Origin of the sequence: Actinopolyspora mzabensis (assembly GCF_900101095.1) — a bacterium.
GTDB lineage: Bacteria > Actinomycetota > Actinomycetes > Mycobacteriales > Pseudonocardiaceae > Actinopolyspora > Actinopolyspora mzabensis.
Genome location: NZ_FNFM01000009.1, coordinates 176,756 through 195,376, shown reverse-complemented (window position 1 = coordinate 195,376; position 18,621 = coordinate 176,756). Strand labels below are relative to the sequence as shown.

At 69.2% G+C, this 18,621-nt stretch carries 16 protein-coding genes and 1 pseudogene; 7 read left to right on the top strand and 10 right to left on the bottom strand.

Going from position 1 to position 18,621, the window contains the following annotated elements; translation table 11 throughout:
* Positions 1–900: 900 nt before the first annotated feature.
* Positions 901–2,067: a hypothetical protein gene (locus BLR41_RS16350; RefSeq protein ID WP_092629484.1), complete on the bottom strand. Its 1,167-nt coding sequence runs from the start codon at positions 2,065–2,067 to the stop codon at positions 901–903.
* Between the two features lie 104 nt (positions 2,068–2,171).
* On the opposite strand from BLR41_RS16350, the gene BLR41_RS16345 reads away from it, so the two are divergent.
* The 7 genes from BLR41_RS16345 (at position 2,172) to BLR41_RS23550 (ending at position 9,687) form a co-directional block, all read left to right on the top strand.
* Entirely contained in the window at positions 2,172–4,244 is a 2,073-nt protein-coding gene (locus tag BLR41_RS16345; protein WP_176798015.1) for a TIGR03986 family type III CRISPR-associated RAMP protein, read from the top strand.
* Entirely contained in the window at positions 4,241–5,656 is a 1,416-nt protein-coding gene (locus tag BLR41_RS16340) for a Cas10/Cmr2 second palm domain-containing protein (protein WP_092629480.1), read from the top strand. Before BLR41_RS16345 ends, BLR41_RS16340 begins: the two co-directional genes overlap by 4 nt.
* The gene (locus BLR41_RS16335; RefSeq protein WP_092629478.1) at positions 5,653–6,210 is read left to right on the top strand and encodes an RAMP superfamily CRISPR-associated protein; all 558 of its coding nucleotides are present in this window, start codon (positions 5,653–5,655) and stop codon (positions 6,208–6,210) included. Before BLR41_RS16340 ends, BLR41_RS16335 begins: the two co-directional genes overlap by 4 nt.
* Positions 6,207–7,430 carry a type III-B CRISPR module-associated Cmr3 family protein gene (locus tag BLR41_RS16330; RefSeq protein ID WP_092629476.1) on the top strand — a complete coding sequence of 408 codons (1,224 nt, stop codon included), beginning with the start codon at positions 6,207–6,209 and terminating at the stop codon, positions 7,428–7,430. Before BLR41_RS16335 ends, BLR41_RS16330 begins: the two co-directional genes overlap by 4 nt.
* On the top strand, positions 7,427–8,743 hold the full coding sequence (locus tag BLR41_RS16325) for an RAMP superfamily CRISPR-associated protein (RefSeq protein WP_092629474.1): 1,317 nt from the start codon (positions 7,427–7,429) through the stop codon (positions 8,741–8,743). The genes BLR41_RS16330 and BLR41_RS16325 overlap by 4 nt, the downstream gene beginning before the upstream one ends.
* Positions 8,740–9,222, top strand: coding sequence for a hypothetical protein (locus BLR41_RS16320; protein WP_092629473.1), 483 nt, complete (start codon positions 8,740–8,742; stop codon positions 9,220–9,222). The genes BLR41_RS16325 and BLR41_RS16320 overlap by 4 nt, the downstream gene beginning before the upstream one ends.
* Before the next feature lie 69 nt (positions 9,223–9,291).
* Positions 9,292–9,687, top strand: a complete 396-nt coding sequence (locus BLR41_RS23550; protein ID WP_245694328.1) for a hypothetical protein — start codon at positions 9,292–9,294, stop codon at positions 9,685–9,687.
* Positions 9,688–9,890: 203 nt separating this feature from the next.
* Here the strand turns inward: BLR41_RS23550 and BLR41_RS16310 are convergent, their stop codons facing one another.
* The 9 genes and pseudogenes from BLR41_RS16310 to BLR41_RS16270 all read right to left on the bottom strand — a co-directional run bounded on the left by BLR41_RS16310 (position 9,891) and on the right by BLR41_RS16270 (position 18,564).
* Positions 9,891–10,448, bottom strand: a complete 558-nt coding sequence (locus BLR41_RS16310) for a TetR/AcrR family transcriptional regulator (protein ID WP_092629652.1) — start codon at positions 10,446–10,448, stop codon at positions 9,891–9,893.
* Between the two features lie 13 nt (positions 10,449–10,461).
* Positions 10,462–11,043, bottom strand: a complete 582-nt coding sequence (locus BLR41_RS16305) for a sugar O-acetyltransferase (RefSeq protein WP_092629472.1) — start codon at positions 11,041–11,043, stop codon at positions 10,462–10,464.
* A 64-nt stretch (positions 11,044–11,107) separates the two neighbouring features.
* Positions 11,108–12,310, bottom strand: a complete 1,203-nt coding sequence (locus BLR41_RS16300) for an MFS transporter (protein ID WP_092629470.1) — start codon at positions 12,308–12,310, stop codon at positions 11,108–11,110.
* A 496-nt stretch (positions 12,311–12,806) separates the two neighbouring features.
* Positions 12,807–13,064, bottom strand: a pseudogene (locus BLR41_RS23880) (hypothetical protein); the annotation flags it as partial.
* 345 nt (positions 13,065–13,409) lie between these two features.
* A complete protein-coding gene (locus BLR41_RS23720) occupies positions 13,410–15,986 on the bottom strand; it encodes a glycohydrolase toxin TNT-related protein (RefSeq protein WP_092629469.1) in 2,577 nt (858 codons plus the stop codon).
* A complete protein-coding gene (locus BLR41_RS16285; protein WP_092629467.1) occupies positions 15,983–16,312 on the bottom strand; it encodes a WXG100 family type VII secretion target in 330 nt (109 codons plus the stop codon). Before BLR41_RS16285 ends, BLR41_RS23720 begins: the two co-directional genes overlap by 4 nt.
* Entirely contained in the window at positions 16,312–16,830 is a 519-nt protein-coding gene (locus BLR41_RS16280; RefSeq protein ID WP_143013105.1) for a YbaB/EbfC family DNA-binding protein, read from the bottom strand. The genes BLR41_RS16285 and BLR41_RS16280 overlap by 1 nt, the downstream gene beginning before the upstream one ends.
* Before the next feature lie 118 nt (positions 16,831–16,948).
* Positions 16,949–17,617: an adenosylcobinamide amidohydrolase gene (locus BLR41_RS16275; protein ID WP_092629465.1), complete on the bottom strand. Its 669-nt coding sequence runs from the start codon at positions 17,615–17,617 to the stop codon at positions 16,949–16,951.
* On the bottom strand, positions 17,614–18,564 hold the full coding sequence (locus BLR41_RS16270; RefSeq protein WP_092629649.1) for a hydroxymethylglutaryl-CoA lyase: 951 nt from the start codon (positions 18,562–18,564) through the stop codon (positions 17,614–17,616). The genes BLR41_RS16275 and BLR41_RS16270 overlap by 4 nt, the downstream gene beginning before the upstream one ends.
* Positions 18,565–18,621 lie beyond the last annotated feature (57 nt).

The window sequence follows — 18,621 nt, the reverse complement described above, 5'->3', positions numbered from 1 at the left end:
TGGGAGCTCTCACGCTGGTGTTCGCACGGCACAACAGCGGCGCTGCAGAGCATGGGACAACCCTCCCCGAGAGGACTCCGCGTACCATGGCCGACACCGGTCCAGTGTCGTGAGTCGTTGATTCGATCGCAGCGGGGATTGCGGAAGAGCCGGGGAAGTTCGAACATCACAGCTTGCCAGGCTGCTGACTCAGCCAGCTCTAGAGCGAGCACATACTCATCTTCGATGCTGTGACCAGCAGCTGTACACGCTCGCGTCCCACTTCTCCCGGTTCTTTCCAGACCTCGGGCCATATCCCGTGGTCCAGCCGCATCACGAAAAGCCATCCGACGCACTCGAATACCCCTCACGGAATGGAACGCGGTTCGCGGCGGTAAGACGCCTGTTGCCTGGTTGTTCGAGGGTGGTCGGCACTCGGCCAATGAAGGATGGGGAATAACAGTGCAGCCCGGTGACTGCCGGACACAGTCACCGGGCTTCATGATGTTCGAACCGCTAGTTCGCCAGCCGCGACCAAGTGCGGCGTAATCGTCGGCTCACAGATCTGCGTTTCACGGGAAATCGCCGCCGCCACCGGGGTGGCGGCGAAGCGATGGTTTGCCCCCCGCGGGGCCTACCGATCCGGCCGGTGCGGGAGAGCCTGCACATGCGGTCCATCCCCGCGTGCGCGGGGCCTACGAACTCCCCGAGTGCGCCGAGAGGTACATGGAGGGTCCATCCCCGCGTGCGCGGGGCCTACACTCACTGCGCTGGGATGTTAGCAGCGCGAGCGCGCGTTGAGAACCACTCGGTGAGGCGGCATCGGCTGACTCGGCACTCCTTCCTCATCCGGGGCAAGGCGTAGATTTCCCACGAAATCGCCGCGTCGGGCGGCTCGGGCCAAGGGGGACACGGCCTCGGTCAACCGTCGCGAACGGTTTCGGTCTCCGGCTCGGCGGAATGCACTTCGAGCTCCTCGCTCGGCTGCTCGGATTTCCGGCCGGACTCGTCGGCCGGTGCAGCAGAATCCACCTCGGAGGGCAACGGCGGGGTCGTGGGCTGCGACTCCCGGACCCGCATCGGGATGTAGCTGTAGCTGTCCCGGTCGAAGTGCATCAGGTGCGTGCCGTGGAAGAACCGGCACTCGTGCTGCGAGAGGTGCCACCCCACGGCGAGCACGACCGCCTTGGGCGCCATCGCGATCATGACGAGCTCCCGCTCCCCGGCTTCCGCCTTGATACGCGCCAGGTGCTCGGCGATCTCGCTACCCAGGTGCCCCAGCTCATCGGCCGAGTAATCGGGGGGACCACTCGACTCGGGCATTCCACCCCGGTAACTGATCAGGTGCAGCTCGTCCACACCGAACCGCCGGAACCCCTCCTTGGAGAAGTGCTTGCTGGCATCTCCGAAAGCCAACCAGACCCCTACCCTGCCCCGACCGTGCGACCGCCCGTCGAGTCGGCTCAACGCCGCACTGGTGCGGCTGCGGGGTCGTGCGGTGAGCGCGAACTGCTGCTCGGTGTTGTTCGGCAGCAGTTCGAGCAGCCGCAGGCTGTCAGGGTGCGGCAGGTAGGCACCGACCGTCAGCGCCATCGGCCAGAGCATGTTCGGTGCCACGGTGTAGCCGGTGTCGTCGCGATCGTTGTTGATCGCCTCCTCGATCACCGCGCCGATCTCGTGACACGGTTGCACGACGTCGATCACCCCGCCGCTGGTGCGCTGCTTGAGATCCACCCAGCGAACCACCGAGCGCATCGACATCCGGCTGCTTCGCGCGGCGCGCAGCGAGCGCTCGTGCCAGTTCGGCATCGACTCGTCGAGCAGGTGGACGTAGAACAGCGTGCCCAGCCTCCGGTGCAGCCACGCGCGCCAGGCCAGCCCGGACAGCAGCGCGCACAGCGCCAAGATCCCCACTGCCCAGCGCGTCAGCACGACGTAGCCATCGTCCGGATCCTTCGGGAACAGGTCCTCCAGCACCAGCGCCAGCGAGGCGGTGATCAGCGAGGCGGCCACCACGACCAGCGCGTTCGCGGTGAAGATCTGGGTCTCACCGCTTCGCAGTGACTGACGACGCCAGAATTTGACCATGAATCCCCCTCACGAACGATGATCGTTCGGTAACCTACCGCAGTGATCACCGCTGGTGTTCTGCCGAACGCGCATTCGATTCGCGCAGCCTGGGGAGGCAGTGCTTGAACGACACCTTCGTGAACCCCTACACCTTCGTTCCGTTCCCGAAAGCCGGACCACATCGCTGTGAACCACACGGCCACCTCGGACAGGGCGAGTTGCTCTCGGGGAAGCTGGTGCTCACGCTCCACGCGCGAACCCCGCTGCTGATCCGCGAGATGAACGACACGAAGCGAGCGGAGCCCGACCTGCCGCGCAGACCCGACGGCACCCCGATCATCCCCGGCTCCTCGCTGAAGGGAGCCCTGCGCTCGCTGCACGAGACCCTGACCGGCAGCTGCCTGCGGGTGTTCGACGAGGACTTCGTTCCCGGATACCGCGATCCCGCCTCCACGGAGAAATCCGGCAAGCGGCACATGGCGATCGTGGAGCGGCACGACAGCGAGGACACCCCACCGGTGCTGCGAGTGTGCGACAAGGGATCTACCGAAGCCCGACTGCGCCAGGAGGAACTAGCGCGACTCCACCGCGAGGAAGAGCCGCTGACCTCCGGTGACCGGCTGAAGGTGGATTTCGACGACGAAAGCGGAAGGCCAGTACGAGCCCACCACCACTCCGAAGGTGAGTGGGTGGTGCTACTCAGCGACGCGAGTGCCCGCAAGCAGCACCAGCCCTACTACGCGCACATCCGCAGCTTCACCGGCGAATCCCCCAAACAACAGCTTCAACAAGAGGTTTGGGACGACTTCCGCAGCGCCGTCGAGAACGCCGACGAGCTGCGCACCGCCCAGCAGGGCAAGCGGGACGAACAGGACCCCTTCACCGAGGTCACCTTCACCCACGTCCCGAAAGGTCGCAAGGCCGAGCAGGGCACCAGGTACGAGCTGGGCAGGCGACACCTGGCCTCTAAACGACTGCGCCCTGGCCAGCCGGTGTGGGTGACCACGAAGTCCAACGGCGAGATCGACAGTCTGCGACTGGGCATGCTCGGCCGTCACGCCGGTAAGTACCCCGCCGGAGACCGAGTGAGGCCCGAACTGCTGCCCTGCCGTGACCACGAGGAGCTGTGCCCGAGCTGCCGGTTGTTCGGTTCCGCGGACACGGCGGGCAAGGACAGCGAGAAAGCACAGCAGCGCTCCTACCGAGGCCACGTCCGCGTCGGCGACGCGGTGGCGCTGGACGAAGTGACCCCGTGGTCAGTGACGCTGCCGCCGATGGGCATCCCACGTCCCGGCGCCGGGCAGTTCTACCTGGTCAACGACGCCAAGGTTCGAGGCAACGCGGCGGTGGACCCGCCACTGCGAGAGTGGGGCTCGGCCGCCGACCAAGGTGATCAGCCGCGCGATCTCCGAGGCCGCAAGCACTACTGGCACACCCCAACCGAGAACGGGGGAAAGCCGAGTCGAGCCGAGGCACGGAAACACCAACTCAACAGCGACATGACCAGCGAGGCGAAGCTGTTCCCGACCGGAACCCGCTTCACCGTCACCATCGCCTTCACCGATGTCGACGAGGTCCAGCTCGGTGGCCTGCTGGCCTGCCTGTCTCCGAGCTCGGTGCTGGGCGGAGAACTGTGGCAGCACGTCGGCGGCGGTCGCCCGCTCGGGCTCGGCTCCTGCACGTTCGAGCTCGACGAGCACGCCAGTGAGATCCGCCGTTCCGGGGCACGGTACGGCGCGGCACAAGAACCGGTGGACCCGAGCCCGGAGCGGTTCCGGGCGGAGTTCCAGAGCTGGATGCGCCAACAGGCACCGGCAGCTCACGAACTCTGGCCGCAACTGAGAAAGGCGCTGTCACCGAACACCGTGAATCCGAACTCGGTTTGGTACCCGCCGGGCGCGTACTGGAACCAGCAGGACTCCGAGAACTTCGACCGGGGTTACGAGTTCTGGAAGCGGACCAGCGGTACGGAGCTGAGCTCCAAAACCGCGAACCCCCGGATCGGATACCCGCTGCTGGCACTGCCGGACATCGACGAGCAGAACCAGGAACTGCCGATCATTCCCAACGCCCAGGGCGGCGACGAGGAAAAGTCCGAAAAGCTGCCGAACCAGATGTGGCCTCCGAGTAACCGGCGGAGCGGCACACGGGACAACGCGAACCGGAAGAACCACCCGAAAGGCAAGCGGCGATGAGTGACTATCTGGATGTGGCGGTGGTGCGCATCCAGTCGTGGTTGAGCCGGGTCCCGGATCTCGCCGGACGACGGGGTGCCTCCGCCATGATCAGACGGGCCACCGAATCCGAGACGATCGACTCGCTGTTGACGGGTTGGGAGGACCACGCGGAGCGGTGCGCCGAGGCGGGCCACGTGGACGGCGTGGTGCCGCTGCGGCTGCGGGCCGAGGATGAGGAGACGCGGCACCGGGTTGAGCGGCTCGTGGTGGGTCACCTGCGCGAGTGGTTACCGGGAGCTTCGCTGCGCAGCACGCTGCGGCGGGGCGAGGACTGGCTGGCCGCCCACGACGGTGCCCCCGCGTGCTGGGAGCGGGACTGGCCCGCCGCCGTCTCCGAATGGCCGCTGGGCAAGCAGTGCGACTGGTGTCAGACGTGGCCCGCCAACGGCCACCGCTGGACCGGGGCGAAGGAAAAACGCAAGCAGGAAGCGCTGTGCCCGGACTGCCTGCTCCGGTATGACAACGCGGGAAGCCCATCCAGTGACAAGGCGGAGCGGACCCCGGGTACTGAACGGGACCTGCTGGACCTCTGGGATAAGCAGCACAACACCGCTGCGCGAATTCCGGACAAGTTCCCCGAGCTGGTCGAGAAGTTCGGCGAACGGGGCGACAACACGCACCTGGCGACCGTGTACGCCGACGGCGACGCGATCAGCCAGTTCGGCAAGGAGCTGCACAAGCAGCGGTCTCGCGGTCGTGGCGGCGAGTTCGACATGGCCAAGGCCATCGATGACGCGACCTGGTGCGCCCTGCTGCGAGGAATCGAAGCGGTCGCCAACCCCGACGCTGAGAGCGACTCCGGAATCAAGACGCTGCCGCTCGTGGCGCACCTCGTCGGTGGCGACGACGTGCTGGTCAGCCTGCCCGCGCACCGCGCGTGGCGGTTCGCCCTGGAGATGCAGCGGAAGTTCAACGAATCACTACGGAAAACGCTCAAAGATGCCGGGCTGGGGACCATCAAGGTGCCCACGCAGTCCGTGGGCATGGTGTTCCACCACCATTCGAGCCCGCTGGCGACGGCCTCGGACCTGGCCGAGGAGCTGCTGCAGGAGACCAAGCGCGACTACCGAAGCAGCAGGGCCTCGCTGGGCTGGCAGGACATCACCAATGACGGGCCGCACCCGGTCGGACGCGGCGGCATCACTCCGGAAACGCTGGAGCACTGCTGGGGCGACCTGACGGAACTGTCGAAGCTCGGCGGCTCCGCACTCGCCAACCTGGCGAAACTCGCCCGCACGAACGATCAACAGCGGCTCCACCAACAGGCCAAGCGGCTGGGCCGCGAGGAACTCGTGGCGAGGTTCGATTCCGATTCCATCCCGCTCGAGGACGCGGTGGGCATGGTGCGCTGGTGGAAGGAGTGGTCATGAAATCCACGGTGGAATTCGAGATAACCTTCCACGGACCGTTCCGGGTATCGACCGGGCACGCCCGCTCAGGAGTGGACTCTTCCGTCCCCGACAGCGAACGGCTGCCCAACACCAGCCTGAAGGGCGTCATGCGCGCCACCGCCAGGCGGCTGCTCGGCGAGGAAGCGGCGATCGTCGGTGAGGTGTTCGGCTCCTACCGCCACGAGTCCCCGTGGCGCTGGAAAAGCGCGAAGCCCGGTACCTCCAGCTGGCCCGCGCCACAGCCCGCGGCGCGGGTACGGATCGACCCGAATACCCACAGCGCGAGCGAGGACATGCTGGCGGTCAGCGAGCAGACCTGGGCCGAGCGCGCCGAGTTCCGCGTCGAATCGCGCGGCCACCTGAGTGGGGAAACGCTGCGCAAACACCGACTGGTGCTGGCCGTGACCGGGCAGGCCATCCACTCGCTCGGTGCGGAGACCCGGCGCGGCCTGGGTTGGGTCGGCATCAGCTGCACCAACGTCGAACTGGACGAGCGATCCGTAGCGGAATTCCTGGAGTTGAAGCAGGCATGACCCAACACGCATTGGTGACAGTGCGTCTCGAAGAGCCGATGGTGGCGGGCAAGAACCCGCGCGCCGACTCCCGGCAGGACAGCCACAACCACGTGCCCGGCTCGGTGCTGCGCGGAGCGCTGGCGGCGGTGTGGCTGCGGGAGCACGGCACCGAGGCCAACACTTCCCCGGAGTTCGAGCGGGTCTTCGAGGGGGAGGGCTCCTTCGGGCCGCTGCACTACGCGTCGAGCAAACCCGTCCCGCTGTCGATGCTGACGCACAAGTACGAGCCCACCGACGAATGCCACACCCTGTGGTGGGACCAGGCTCGCGGTGAGAAAGCGAGCCACTGCCCGAACGACAGATGTGGCAGTCAGCTGGAGGAAAGCAAGGGACAGCCGTACGGCAAGGTTCCGAGCGTCGACCGCACCATGGTCGCGCTGTCCACCGATGGGGTGGCGCTGGACGGCAGCCTCTACAGCCAGCGGGCAGTGCAGGACGGCCTGCTGCTGCGCGGCTGGGTCTACGGGGACGCGGTGCGGGCGTTGTACCCCGAGGGCACGGCCATCGAATCGCTGTTGCTGGGATCGCGGCGCAGCCTGCGTGGTGAGGCCACTGTCGAGGTGGACACCGAGGCGTTTCCCGAACCGGTGGAGCTCTACGGCGAGGAGGTCGTGCTGCGGCTCGCCTCACCCGGCGCGTTCGTGGACGAGTTCGGCATGCCGAGTGCGACGCCGGATCCGGACGAGCTGTCCGAACAGCTGGACGTGTCCGAAGTGGAGATCACCGGCTCTTGGACCCGATGGGAGGAGGCCGGTGGGTGGCACGCGGCCAGCGGGCTGCCCAAACCCGTCGAGCGGGTGGTCGCGGCCGGTTCGACCTACCGGGTGAGGTGCGCGGAACCTCCAACCGATACCGCCCGACGCAGGCTGATGACACGCGGAATCGGCCTGCGCCGCCGCGAGGGGTTCGGGGCGCTCTACCGTTGCGAACCGCCGTGGGGAATCAGCTCCTTTACCGGGCACGCAGCCGCACTGCGGGCTCATCCGGAGCTGGTTTCCCGATTCCAGGCACGGCTCGAAGAAATCCGGCTGGACAATGCCGACGATTCCCAGTTCGACGATGCGCTCCGGTCGACCGAGTACGACGATCGAATCCACCAGGCCATCCAAGCGGTGCTGACGGTCAAGGACGCGGAAATCTACGAGCAGATCTTGAGGTACATGGAGCAGAACCGATGAAAAGCGCGCTGTTCAGCCTCCGGCTGCGGATGCTCACTCCCGGCGGGGTGACCGCGCCTGAAGCACTCGACGCACCGCAGAACACCGTGGAACTGCGCCGGGACCACAACAACAACGTTCATCTCCCCGGCTCGACCGTGGCGGGCAGCCTGCGGGAGCACTGCTCCCACTACACCGAGTTGCACCAAACCGGAGATCTGCCGGAGTTGTTCGGCCCAGCTCCGGAACCGAACGAGCGGCGCGCCGCCTCACCGGTCGGAGTGCTGGGCACGCTGCTGCGTGTTGAGAAGGAAACCTCGACGGCCAAGCGCACCTCGATCGACCGGAAACGCGGGGCGGCGGCCAACACCGAGTTGCACCACACCGAGCTGCTGGCCGCCGGGACCGAGTTCGACGTGGTGCTGCGCTGGGAGCACCCGGACGAGCGCCTCGATACGTTCCTGCGGGCGTTGCGGGAGTGGCGGCCGAGCATCGGGCGCGGGGCCAGTCACGGAGCCGGAAAGTGCCAGGTGGTCGGACTCGGACACCGCGTCTACGACCTCGACAACAGCAAGGACCTGCTGGACTGGATCGGACTCACCTCACCGGAGGACTACCCGACCGCGGAGCCGTGCACGAGCGAGGCTCCGGACGACCGGCTGATCGACGTGGAACTGCGCATCGAAGACGGCCTGCACATCGGCGCGGGAGAGCCCGAGACGGATTCGGAGAGCGGCAAGCTGATCAGTCAAGCGCTCCGGCGCGACGAGGACGAGTTCCTGGTTCCCGGAACCAGCCTCAAGGGAGTGCTGCGCTCCCGCGTGGAGTACATCTGCCGCGTGGTAGGCGCTGCGGCGTGCACGGGCGGGGATTGCGGGCGGTGCAGGCCGTGCCGGATCTTCGGATTCAGCGGCAAGGAAGCGCACACCCGCCGAGCCAGGATCGCGGTGCACGACAGCACCGTGACCGATCACGTCGCGGAACGGCGGCAGCACGTGGCGATTGACAGGTTCACCGGCGGAGCACGGCCGAAGCTGCTCTACACCGACGAGGTGGTGACGGCGGGACGGTTCCGGCTGCGTATCGACGAGCTCGAACCGCTCGACGAGCCGGAACCGGCCGGGGTGTCGAACTCGGCTGCTACTCCAGAAAACCGCACCGGAACGAACCGGTTGCTGCTGGAGGCGGCGCTGACCGACATCCACGACGGGCTGGTCGGCATCGGTGGGAGGACCACCGCGGGGTGCGGCACCGTCAGCGTCAGCGATCCCGACTGGCAGCGCCCGGCCGGGATGACGGAGTTGGCCGAACGGCTGCGTGAGGAGCACGTATGAGGACTTCGTGGACGCTGCACGGCAGCGGACGTCGTCGCCTGGATGACGGCTGGGCTGGGCTGCACCGGATGGCCGAGGACTGGACGGCGGCGTGGTCGGACAACGACGGCTTCCATCTGGAGGTCATGCCCGAGCGGGCGCCGGTGACCACCCAGTTGTGGGCATGGACCACGCGGAAGTGGCTGCGGGTGCGGCTGGACCCGCCGCACTGGTGGGCGGCGGTGCTGCGCTACGAGTCCGAGCAGGACGGCGGTGAGGATCTCGTCGAGGAGTCGTGGTCGGCCGATGACGTGGCACAGCCGCGAATCGATCGAGTGCTGCACTGGGACTCGAACGACAAGCGCATCCAGCAGCTCCGGAGCCCGAACGAGCGACCGTTCGACCACGAGATCTTCCGGCTGGTTCCGCTGCGTTCCCGGCCGACCACCGCCACCTTCATCGGCGGCAAGGATTCGGTGCCGCAATCGCTGCGCAAGTAGCGGCGAAACACCGGTAGGTTGTCGCCCGGACATACGACCGGGCGATGACGACGTGGAGGTCGGGACGCGGTGAAACGGACGCCCCCGAGAGGAGTCGCCACCGTGTTCGCGGTGGCGATGTTCCTGTTGCTGCTGTTTCTCGGTGTCGAGAAATGGATTCTGTGGACGATCGGCGTGCTGACCGTGATATTGGTGGCGGCCGAGGTCGGGCGTGAGGTGAGGGCACGGAGCATCGAGAACCTGAAGGTGGAGTCCTTCGTAGCGCCGGACACCCTTGATCGGGCCAAGAACGCGGTGGGCGCGCTCGACGGGCGCGTGGCACACACCGCGAGCCTCTACGAGCTCACGGAGCACGCACTGCGCAGCGAGGTCGAACGGCTCGAAGCCGAGCACAACGACGGGAGCAGGTTCCCGAAACCGGACGACGGATCCCGCACCGGTTCCGCATCGAGGCGAAGCGGCTGACGGCGCCTCCGAGAGCCCGGATCCCGAAGCGAAGCCCCGGCTCATGATCGGTGAGCGTAAATTTCCCACGAAATCGCCGCGCCAGTGCGGCTGTGCGGCTCCAGCTCCGTCAATTTCTCGCGAAATCGCCGCGCCGCAGGGCACAGGGGCACAGGGGCAGCGGGAGCAGGACAGCGGAGCCAAGGCACCGGGATCAGCGCGGGTCAGCGCTGCGCCGGGTCTCTCGTGGTGATGCGGGTGACCGCCTCGCGGGTGAGGGCGCGGTCGTGGGGTTCGGGAGTCAGGGCGCGGTGCAGGGTCATTCCCTCGATGAGGGCGTCGAGCTGGCGGGCCGTGTCCGGGTCGAAGTGCCTCTCCAGGTGGACCCGGCTACGGCGCATCCACTCCTTGGTCAGCTCCCGGTAGGCGGGTTGCCGGGCGGCCAGGGTGTAGAGCTCCTGGGTGAGCACCAGGTAGCGCTGATCGTCCTCGGACAGCTCGTGGATGAGGTCGGTCACCGCGTCCCTGGCCCGCTCCCGGTCGTTCGGCGCGGCGAGGTAGCTGTCGAACAGGGCGACGATCCGCTCGGCGAACCGGCCGAACGCCTCCCGGAGCAGCTCCTCCAGCCCGCCGAAGTGGTAGGTCATCGATCCCAGCGGCACCCCCGCCCGGGTGGCGATCCGGCGGTGGGAGACGTTGGCGATCCCCTCCTCGGCGATCAGGTCGAGGGTGGCGTCGATGATGCGCTCGCGGCGCCGCGGGTCGGTGTGTCCGGTAGCCATGACACTGAGCATCCTAGAGGTTCCGGACCTCGCGGGCCGGATTGCCGACGGCGACGACGTCGGCGGGCACGTCCCTGGTCACCACCGCACCGGCACCGATGACGGAGTTCTCGCCGATGGTCACGCCGGGCAGCACGATGCAGCCGCCGCCGAGCCACACGTTGTCGCCGATGGTGATCGGGCTCGCCGCCTCCAGCTTGTCGCGCCGGGATTGCGGTTCCAGCGGGTGCGTCGGGGTGAGCAGCTGCACTCCCGGACCGAGCTGGCAGTCCTCACCGATGGTGATCGAGGCGACGTCCAGCGCGGTGAGGTTGTAGTTGACGAAGCTGCGCGCCCCGATCGTGATGTTGCTGCCGTAGTCCACGTGCAGCGGTGGCCGAAGGTGCGCCTCCTCCCCCAACGAGCCGAGCAGTTCGGCGAGGATCGGCCGCGCCGCGTCCGGATCCTCGACGTAGGCGGCCTGGTAGCGGGCGGCCAGCCGCACCGCACGCTGCTGCATGCGGCCGAACTCGGGGTCGTCGGCTATGTAGTTATCACCGGCAGCCATGCGTTCGAGATTCGTGCGCGGATCGTCCGCGAAGTAGTCACTCGGCATGCGTACGATCGTACGCTCTGAAGCGGTCCACAGTGCCCTGTCAGTAACCGCGCACCGACAACGCTCAGTTGTGCCGGTTGCTCAACACTCCGGCGAACAGCAGCACGAGCACTCCGGCCAGCGGCACCACCAGCAGCCCCACCCGGAGCCCCGCCGCATCGGCGGCCATGCCGACCAGCGGTGGGGACAGCAGAAAGCCCAGTCGCATGAGCCAGGAGACGACGGTCAGCCCCGACCCCGGCTTGAGCCCGGGCAGCTCGTCCGCCTCGTGCATCGCGGCGGGCACCAGCGTCGCCACCCCGAACCCGGCGGCGGCGAAGCCGAGGATCGTGCCGGGAACCGTGGGCGCGGCCAACGCCAGCCCCATACCGACGGCGGTGATCAGACCACCGGCGCGGGCCACGCTGCGCTGCCCGAACCGGCCCACGAGCCGGTCACCGAGGATGCGGCCGACGAACTGCGCGGCCACCAGCGCCACGTAGCCCTGCGCCGCCAGCGCCGCCGGGGCGTGCAGCGAGTCCGACAGGTAGAGGGTGGCCCAGGAGTTGCCCGCGTCCTCCACGACGGTTCCCGCCACGGCGATGACGACCAGAGCGACCAGCACGAACGCGATGCGCGCATCCGGCCCGCGCCTCACCTGTTCGGTGCCGCCGTCGCTTTCGCGCTCCGACTCCGCCTCGTTGTCGATACCGGGCAGGCAGAACCACCAGGCGAAGCAGGCCGCGCCCGCGAACACCACCCCCGAGATCGCCAGATGGTGCCCCCGCCCGAGCCCGAGGGCCATCGCGGCGGCGGCCATGGAACCGCCGACGACGGCGCCGCCGGACCAGAGGGCGTGGAAGGAATTGATGATGGAACGCCCGTAACGGCGCTGCACCCGCAATCCGTGGGCGTTCTGCGCGACGTCGACCAACGCGTCCAGCGCTCCGGCGAGGAACAACACCGCCACCAGGAATCCCACCGAATTCGCCAGACCGGCCCCGAGGATTCCCGTCGCGGTCAGCAGGGTCCCGAGCACCGCTGCCCGTGCCGACCCCAGCCGACGGACGACCGCGCCGGCGGCCAACCCGGCCGCGACGGCCCCCACCGGGAATGCCACGACCACCAGCCCGTAGGCGGTGTTGCCGAGCCCGAGATCCGCCTTGATCTGCGGAAATCTCGGCAGCAGGTTGGCGAACAGCGCTCCGTTGGTGAAGAACAGCGCGGCAACGGCCACGCGAGCCCGCCGCTCGACCGGGGTGGGTCGGGGTGGTGCGGCAACGGTCATGGTCAAGAGTCTACCGAGCGGAGCGGACGATCGTACACTCGTTTTCGGCACCGTTCCAGGAGGAGGCGCGTCGGCCGGCCTGGGCGTCAATTTCTCGCGAAATCGCCGCGCGGGTGGGGAGTGCTCAGCCGCCCGAGGTGCGCCGTTCCGACCCGGCGTTGCCCTGCTCGGTTCCGGAAGTATCCCGGTGGGAAGCCCCGGCATCGGATTCGGTGCCGGTGGCCGCATGAGTGCCCGACTCACGCTCCAGGGGGCTCCCGGCCACGGGGTCAGCAGCGGGATTTCCGGAATCGGGACTCCCGGAGCCGGGAACGGCCGGGGTGCTGCCGGTGGCGGGGGTCGCCGGGCCGTTGCTCGCCTCGGGGGAGCCGCTGCCGGAACCCGAAGAAGCGCTGCCAGAACCCGAAGAACCGCTGGCGGATTCGGAGGGGCCACTGCCGGGATCGACAGAGCCACCGGGGAGCGGGACTCCCCTGGGCGGCGTGCTGCCGGAGTCGAGCGGGCCGACCGCGCCCCGCAGCGCCTGGGTCCAGGTCAACCGCCCGAACAGGTAGAAACAGGCCACCCGCTCGGCCGAGAACCGCGCCCAGTCGTAGCGGTTGCCCTGCTCGCGCCAGAACACGTCCCAGACCGGCTTCCCCTCGGAGTCGTCCCGCAGCAGGCACCAGGCGTCGTCGCGCTCGGCCGCGACGGAAACCACCTGCGACGGCACTCCCATCGCCTCCAGCCATCCCAGCACGGATTCGGAATTCACACGGCCTCCTTGGAGTTCACAGCTGTAGTTGCGTGCGTGGTCGGGTAGCCGGCACGTGAGGCGGCGCCTTGCTGCGTTGGGCCGCTCTTGAGTAGCGACCTACGCTGCGAGGCGACCCGGCCTTGCAATGCATCCGCCTCACGCACCGGAGTCCCCGGCGCAACGTCGCGGCGATTTCGCGAGAAATTGGCACCGCCCGAGCCACACCTCCCCCACCGGCACGACGATTTCGCGAGAAATCGACGCCGCACGCGAGAACCCGCGGCGGTGCGAGTGGCGTGGGTGGTGGGAGTTCGGCGCTGGGAACGCGGAAGAACTGTTCCAGCGTCGACACAGCGGCGAGCATCAGCGGGGCGTCTCGGCGGAAGCCGTCATCGACCTCACCTCGACGCCCGTGTCCTCACTATGGATCCGCACCGTCCGTTCCGTCGTTTCGGAGTCAGCCGCTTCGTCCTGTTCGGACGTGTCGTTCCGCCCGGCAACATCGACACCACCGGACGAAACTTCCTGTCCGGAGACATCCCCGTGTTGGGCCCCAGTCTCCATTTCGGATTCGACAGCCGGATCGGCCAGTAGTCCCAGGGCGAGCAGTTCGGTGATCGGGTGCGTCGTGCGGTAGCGCAGTCCGGTGCCGGGTTGCTCGAACCAGGCGACGGTTCGGGTGAGCCACACCGGCAACGGGTGCACCACCCGGTAACGCCGATAGGCCCGCTCCCGGAACTCCGGAGGTAGCGAACGATCGGCGAACGCGGTCCCCTCGGGAGCCAGCACGATCCCCCGCTCGTCACCCAGCCGATCGAGCATCGTGCCCGGCGGCAACACCTCGGGAGCGGGCTCCTCGACACCGTTGTCCGCGAAACCGTGCCGCACCGGCCAGTCGTAGGCGTGCGTGCGGTTCCCGTCCGGTCCGGGAAGCAGGTAGCGCCGTTCCCACTCGAACTCGCCGACCTCGGTTTCCGGACCGAGCGGTTCGTAGCCGACCAGCAGCTCCGCCGGGATCGTGCGGGCCGCTTCCTCCGCTACTCCCGGCACGTCCCGGCGTGCGACGGAGCGCGTGAGCGCGGCAACGACGAACTCCTCGACGAGGTCCGCACGCGGATGCGACTGCGGCGGAACCGTGCGGGTGTCCCGTTCGGACGGTTGCCCGGAAGGGGACCACTGCCTGCTCGGCCGGGTCTCGGCCACCGGCATGTGCCCCAGCGGGAACTGGTGCAACACGAAAGCCACGACGGCGGGATCCCGCTGGTTCTCCCGCAACGGACGTCGCCCCTCGCCCGGCTGCTGCTGTGGAGATTGCGGCTGCGGAGATTGCTGCGGTGGAGGCTGCTGCGCAGGGTGCGGTGGTGGCGGGGGCTGTTGGGACATCCCGCCGCCGGGAGCGAACGGATTACGTCCCGCCGGTGGCGCCGCGCCCGGATGGGCCACCCCGGTCGGCTGGTAACCGCCCCGTGCCGGAGGTCCGGGGCGCGGAGCTGCCTGCCCGGGTTCCGGCTGTCCGACTCCCCTGCCCCCTCCGGGAGCGCCCGGGGGTGGCGGAGGACCGGGGCGCTGCGGCTGCGCAGTGGCTCCGGGCTGGCCAGCGGGATTGGGCTGCCCAGCGGGGCCGGGCTGTCCCGTCATCCCCGGCTGCCCGGCGGGCCCCTGCGGAACGGCACCGGGTTGTGGTGCGGGACCGGCGAGCGGCGGCGCGGCCGAACCCGGCGGCGCGGGAGGCGGCGCGGCGGCGGGTGAGGCCCAGGCCTGGTGCACGGCCTGCGGCGCGGTGATCGGATCCCGCCCGGCGTCCGTGCGTTCGCCACCAGCACCCGAGGCCGTTGGGCCGCCGGCAGAGTGCGGGTCGGGCTCCACTACGGGTATCGGTCCGGTCCCGGCATCCGGTCCACCCGCCGGGCCGGCGGCGGCGCGCCGAACCGTTTCCGGTGCGACGGGTCCGGTCAGCTCCCGGTCGGCAGCCTCTTCGGCCGGATTCGCGTGTGGTGGCACTCCGGTGGCACCGGATCCCACTGCTGGACCGCGCTCGTCCGAGCCCGGCATGTCGGGTGAGAGGAGTTCCGAGATCCGACTGCGGGGAGTGCCGGTTTCCTCGTGCTGCTCGGATCCTCGGCCCGGTGGGACGGTCTCGTCGATCGCAGCCGCCGACCGGTCCGGCAACGAAGCCGCTCGATCAATCGCTTCACCGCCGGCGTCTGCCTCCCCGACAGCACCTTCTTCCTCGACAGCCCCGGCTGCGCCGAGAGCGCCTTCACCCACGACGCCCGCCCCCGCAACGGCGTCCTCCACCGAACTCACGTCCGTCACCCGATTCGCGACCGCCCCGACGCCGGTGGCCGGTTCGTCGTTCGCGTCGGTAAGGCCGAGCGGTGCGGAGTCGGGCGATGCCGATCCCGGTGATGCGCTCGAATCGATGGTGACCCCGCTCGAACTGTCCACCGCCCCGACCAGAGTCCGGTTCAGCTCGGCGATGTTGCCGGCCGTCTCCCCCACGGCGGACTCGGCCCGCAACGCGGCGGAGGGGTTCCCCGCCGCGGCGGCGCGCTCGGCCGCGTCGGTCCGCTTGGCGAGCGCGACCAGTTCCCGCACGATGCGCACCTTGGCGGCCCCCACCTGGTCCGCGGCGTGATCCAGCCGATCGGCCGCGGCCGCGCACTCCCGTGCGCTACCCGGCAGCCGACCGGTGTCCGGCTCGACGAACTCCCGCCACCGGCTGCTCGCGGCCCGCGCCGTCTCGCCCTCGATCGCGGCTAGCGCCCCACCCGCCGAGGCGTCGGAGGTGGCGGCCAACCTGTCCAGCGATTCGGCGGCACGACGCCAGGCGGCCGCCGCCTCGCGCATGGCGTCCTCATCGGCCTCCGGCCAGTGCGCGCCGGTGCGCTCGGCCACCCCGCGCAGTTCGACGGGAAGTTCGATCCCCAATCCGATCACTCCCGTTCCGGCCCGGCATCGATCCCGTCCAGTCGTTCGGCCGCCGCCTCGTCGGTGCGGCGGTAGGTATCGGCCACCTCCGACAGCTTCGTTCCCATCTCCGCCAGCTCGTCCGGCAACCGTTCGAGCCCGCGCAACGCGCGCTCGGCGCCGGGAAGGTGCAGCTCGGCGAACCTGGCTCCCGCCTCGTCGGAGCCCCAGCACTCGCCGGACGCCTCCAGGGCGGTGCGCAGCTCGTGGCGGATCCGCCTGGCTTGCTCCGCGTGCTCGGTGAACTCCCCGGCGTGCTCGGTGAGTTTCCCGAGGTCACTTTGGAAACCTGTCATCACCGGTTCCGTTCCGCCGCTCCGACGTCCCGCAGCCAACTGCGGGGTTCGAGCGACTCCTCCTGCTCTGGCTCCGCTGCCGAAGTCTCCGGTCCATTGTCCGCAACGGTGGCTCCGTACGGCACCGACACCCCGGTGACGGGGGGCGCGGCGCCGGACGACGCCGCGGAATCGGACGACGCCGCGGAGTCAGCGCGCAGGGCGGCGGGATCGGCTCCGGCGGGGAGCACCGTCGCGAGCACCGCGTCGGTGCGTTCGGCGATCCGCGCGGTGGCGGTCGCGGACAGTCGCACGAGGAGCCCGCCGAGTTCGTCCGGGGAGTACGTGCGGTAGACCTGTTCGGCCAACCACACCCGCCGCAACGCTCCCCCGGAGCCCACGGTGACCGAGACCTCCCCGCGCTCGTCGCCGACGGTCTCCTCGATCGTGGCGAGTTCGTCGTCCACCTCGGAAAGCCGCTGACTGCTGCGCCGGTAATCGGCGATCATCTCCTCGACCTGCGCCCGATGGTCGGTCAACGCCACTCACCTTCCTCCCACTGCGGTCCGCCGCCCCCACCGTCGGTGGGACGCGTCGGAGGTCGCGCCGGTTCTGCCCGGGCGAGCCCCTCGCGGTGTGGTTCGCCCGAACGCGTGCTCACCGGTGTCGCGGGTTGGTCACGCGCAGCCCCTCGGTCACCGCCCGGTGGATCACACGGGCCAGCGGTGCGCCGAGCACGGAACGCGGCCCGCCGTAGGGTTCGGGCTCACCGTCGGGCGGACACAGCAGCACGGTCGCGTCGGTGCAGGTGCCGGTGCCGGGCACCCCGGCCTCCGCCAGGGCCTGCGCCTTCGCCTCGGCGACGGTGGCGACCAGGTTGACCAGTGCGGACTCGCTCACCCGCACCGGGAGGAAGCACACCGCGTTGATGGTTCCCGGTGTGGGGTCCCGCTCCAGGTGCGAGGTGTCGGCGGCGTCGTGCGCCGCCCAGATCGGATATCCCACCCCGGTGGTCACGCTCGCCCGCACACCGGCTTCGGTGGCGGTCACCTCGTGCCGCACGTCCACCGCGGTCAGCAGTCCGGTGCCCGGCCCTTCGAGCTCCAGCTCCCCGGCCATCTCGGCGATGTGCGCTGCCGGGTCGGGGCGGTCGTATCCACTGGGGACGGTGGCGTTGAGCACCCAGCGGCGAAGTCCGAGACCGCCGCCGTACGAGCCGGAGGAAACGGCCAGCCACTCACCGGCACCTTCCCAGGCCAACAGCGGCTGCCCCCGCAGGGTGCGCGCGCTCGTGGCCGGGAAGTACGCGGTTTCCGAGGTCGTCATCGCGCCATTGCCTTGACCACCGGCGAGGGGCTCGGTTTGCCGAGCTGCTCGGCCATCCAGGTGCTGGTGTCCACGAGCAGCTCCAGGTCGACGCCGTGCTCGATTCCCAGTCCCGAGAGCATCCAGACCAGGTCCTCGGTGGCCAGATTGCCGGTGGCGGAGCCCGCGTAGGGGCAGCCGCCCAGCCCGCCCGCCGAGGAGTCGACGGTGCTGATCCCCAGCCGCAGCGCGGCGTAGGTATTGGCCAGTGCCTGCCCATAGGTGTCGTGGAAGTGCACGGCCAGCCGGTCCGGGGTGATGTCGGCCTCCTGGAAACCGCGCAGCACGCTCTCGACCTGGCCGGGTGTGGCCACACCGATGGTGTCGCCGAGCGAGAGCTGGTCGCAGCCCATCCCCAACAGCCGCTTGCCCGCGTCGACCACCTGATCGACCGGCACGGCCCCCTGCCACGGATCACCGAAGACCATCGAGAGGTAGCCGCGGACCCGCATGCCGGAGGACGCCGCACCGCGCACGACCGGGCGGAACATCTCGAACTGTTCCTCGAAGCTCCGGTTGAGGTTGCGCTGGGCGAAGCTCTCAGTGGCGGAGGCGAAGATCGCGATGTCGGAGACCGCTGCCTCCCTGGCGCGGTCGAGGCCGCGCTGGTTGGGCACCAGCACCGGGTAGCGCACGCCGGGTTTGGGGGAGAGCCCGTTGAGGACCTCACCCGCGTCGGCCAGCTGCGGAACCCAGTCGGGGTGCACGAAGCTCGTGGTCTCGATGACCGGCAGTCCGGCGGCGTTGAGCCGGTTGAGGAACTCGAGCTTGACGGCGGAGGGGATCACCCCGCTCTCGTTCTGCAGCCCGTCACGAGGCCCCACCTCCCAGATGGTCACCCGTTCGGGGAGTTCCGGCGTGTTCGGGGAACGAGTGGCCTCCGGCAGACCCAGCGCACGTACACCCATCAACAAGTCTCCTTCCACAGGTCACGGATCGCACCGCTTCTCGTTGCTCCCAACGGG

Coding starts and splice junctions, on each gene's coding strand:
- BLR41_RS16350 (WP_092629484.1), bottom strand. CDS start 2,067: ATGGTCAAATTCTGGCGTCGTCAGTCACTGCGAAGCGGTGAGACCCAG.
- BLR41_RS16340 (WP_092629480.1), top strand. CDS start 4,241: ATGAGTGACTATCTGGATGTGGCGGTGGTGCGCATCCAGTCGTGGTTG.
- BLR41_RS16335 (WP_092629478.1), top strand. CDS start 5,653: ATGAAATCCACGGTGGAATTCGAGATAACCTTCCACGGACCGTTCCGG.
- BLR41_RS16330 (WP_092629476.1), top strand. CDS start 6,207: ATGACCCAACACGCATTGGTGACAGTGCGTCTCGAAGAGCCGATGGTG.
- BLR41_RS16325 (WP_092629474.1), top strand. CDS start 7,427: ATGAAAAGCGCGCTGTTCAGCCTCCGGCTGCGGATGCTCACTCCCGGC.
- BLR41_RS16320 (WP_092629473.1), top strand. CDS start 8,740: ATGAGGACTTCGTGGACGCTGCACGGCAGCGGACGTCGTCGCCTGGAT.
- BLR41_RS16310 (WP_092629652.1), bottom strand. CDS start 10,448: ATGGCTACCGGACACACCGACCCGCGGCGCCGCGAGCGCATCATCGAC.
- BLR41_RS16305 (WP_092629472.1), bottom strand. CDS start 11,043: ATGCCGAGTGACTACTTCGCGGACGATCCGCGCACGAATCTCGAACGC.
- BLR41_RS16300 (WP_092629470.1), bottom strand. CDS start 12,310: ATGACCGTTGCCGCACCACCCCGACCCACCCCGGTCGAGCGGCGGGCT.
- BLR41_RS16285 (WP_092629467.1), bottom strand. CDS start 16,312: ATGACAGGTTTCCAAAGTGACCTCGGGAAACTCACCGAGCACGCCGGG.
- BLR41_RS16275 (WP_092629465.1), bottom strand. CDS start 17,617: ATGACGACCTCGGAAACCGCGTACTTCCCGGCCACGAGCGCGCGCACC.
- BLR41_RS16270 (WP_092629649.1), bottom strand. CDS start 18,564: ATGGGTGTACGTGCGCTGGGTCTGCCGGAGGCCACTCGTTCCCCGAAC.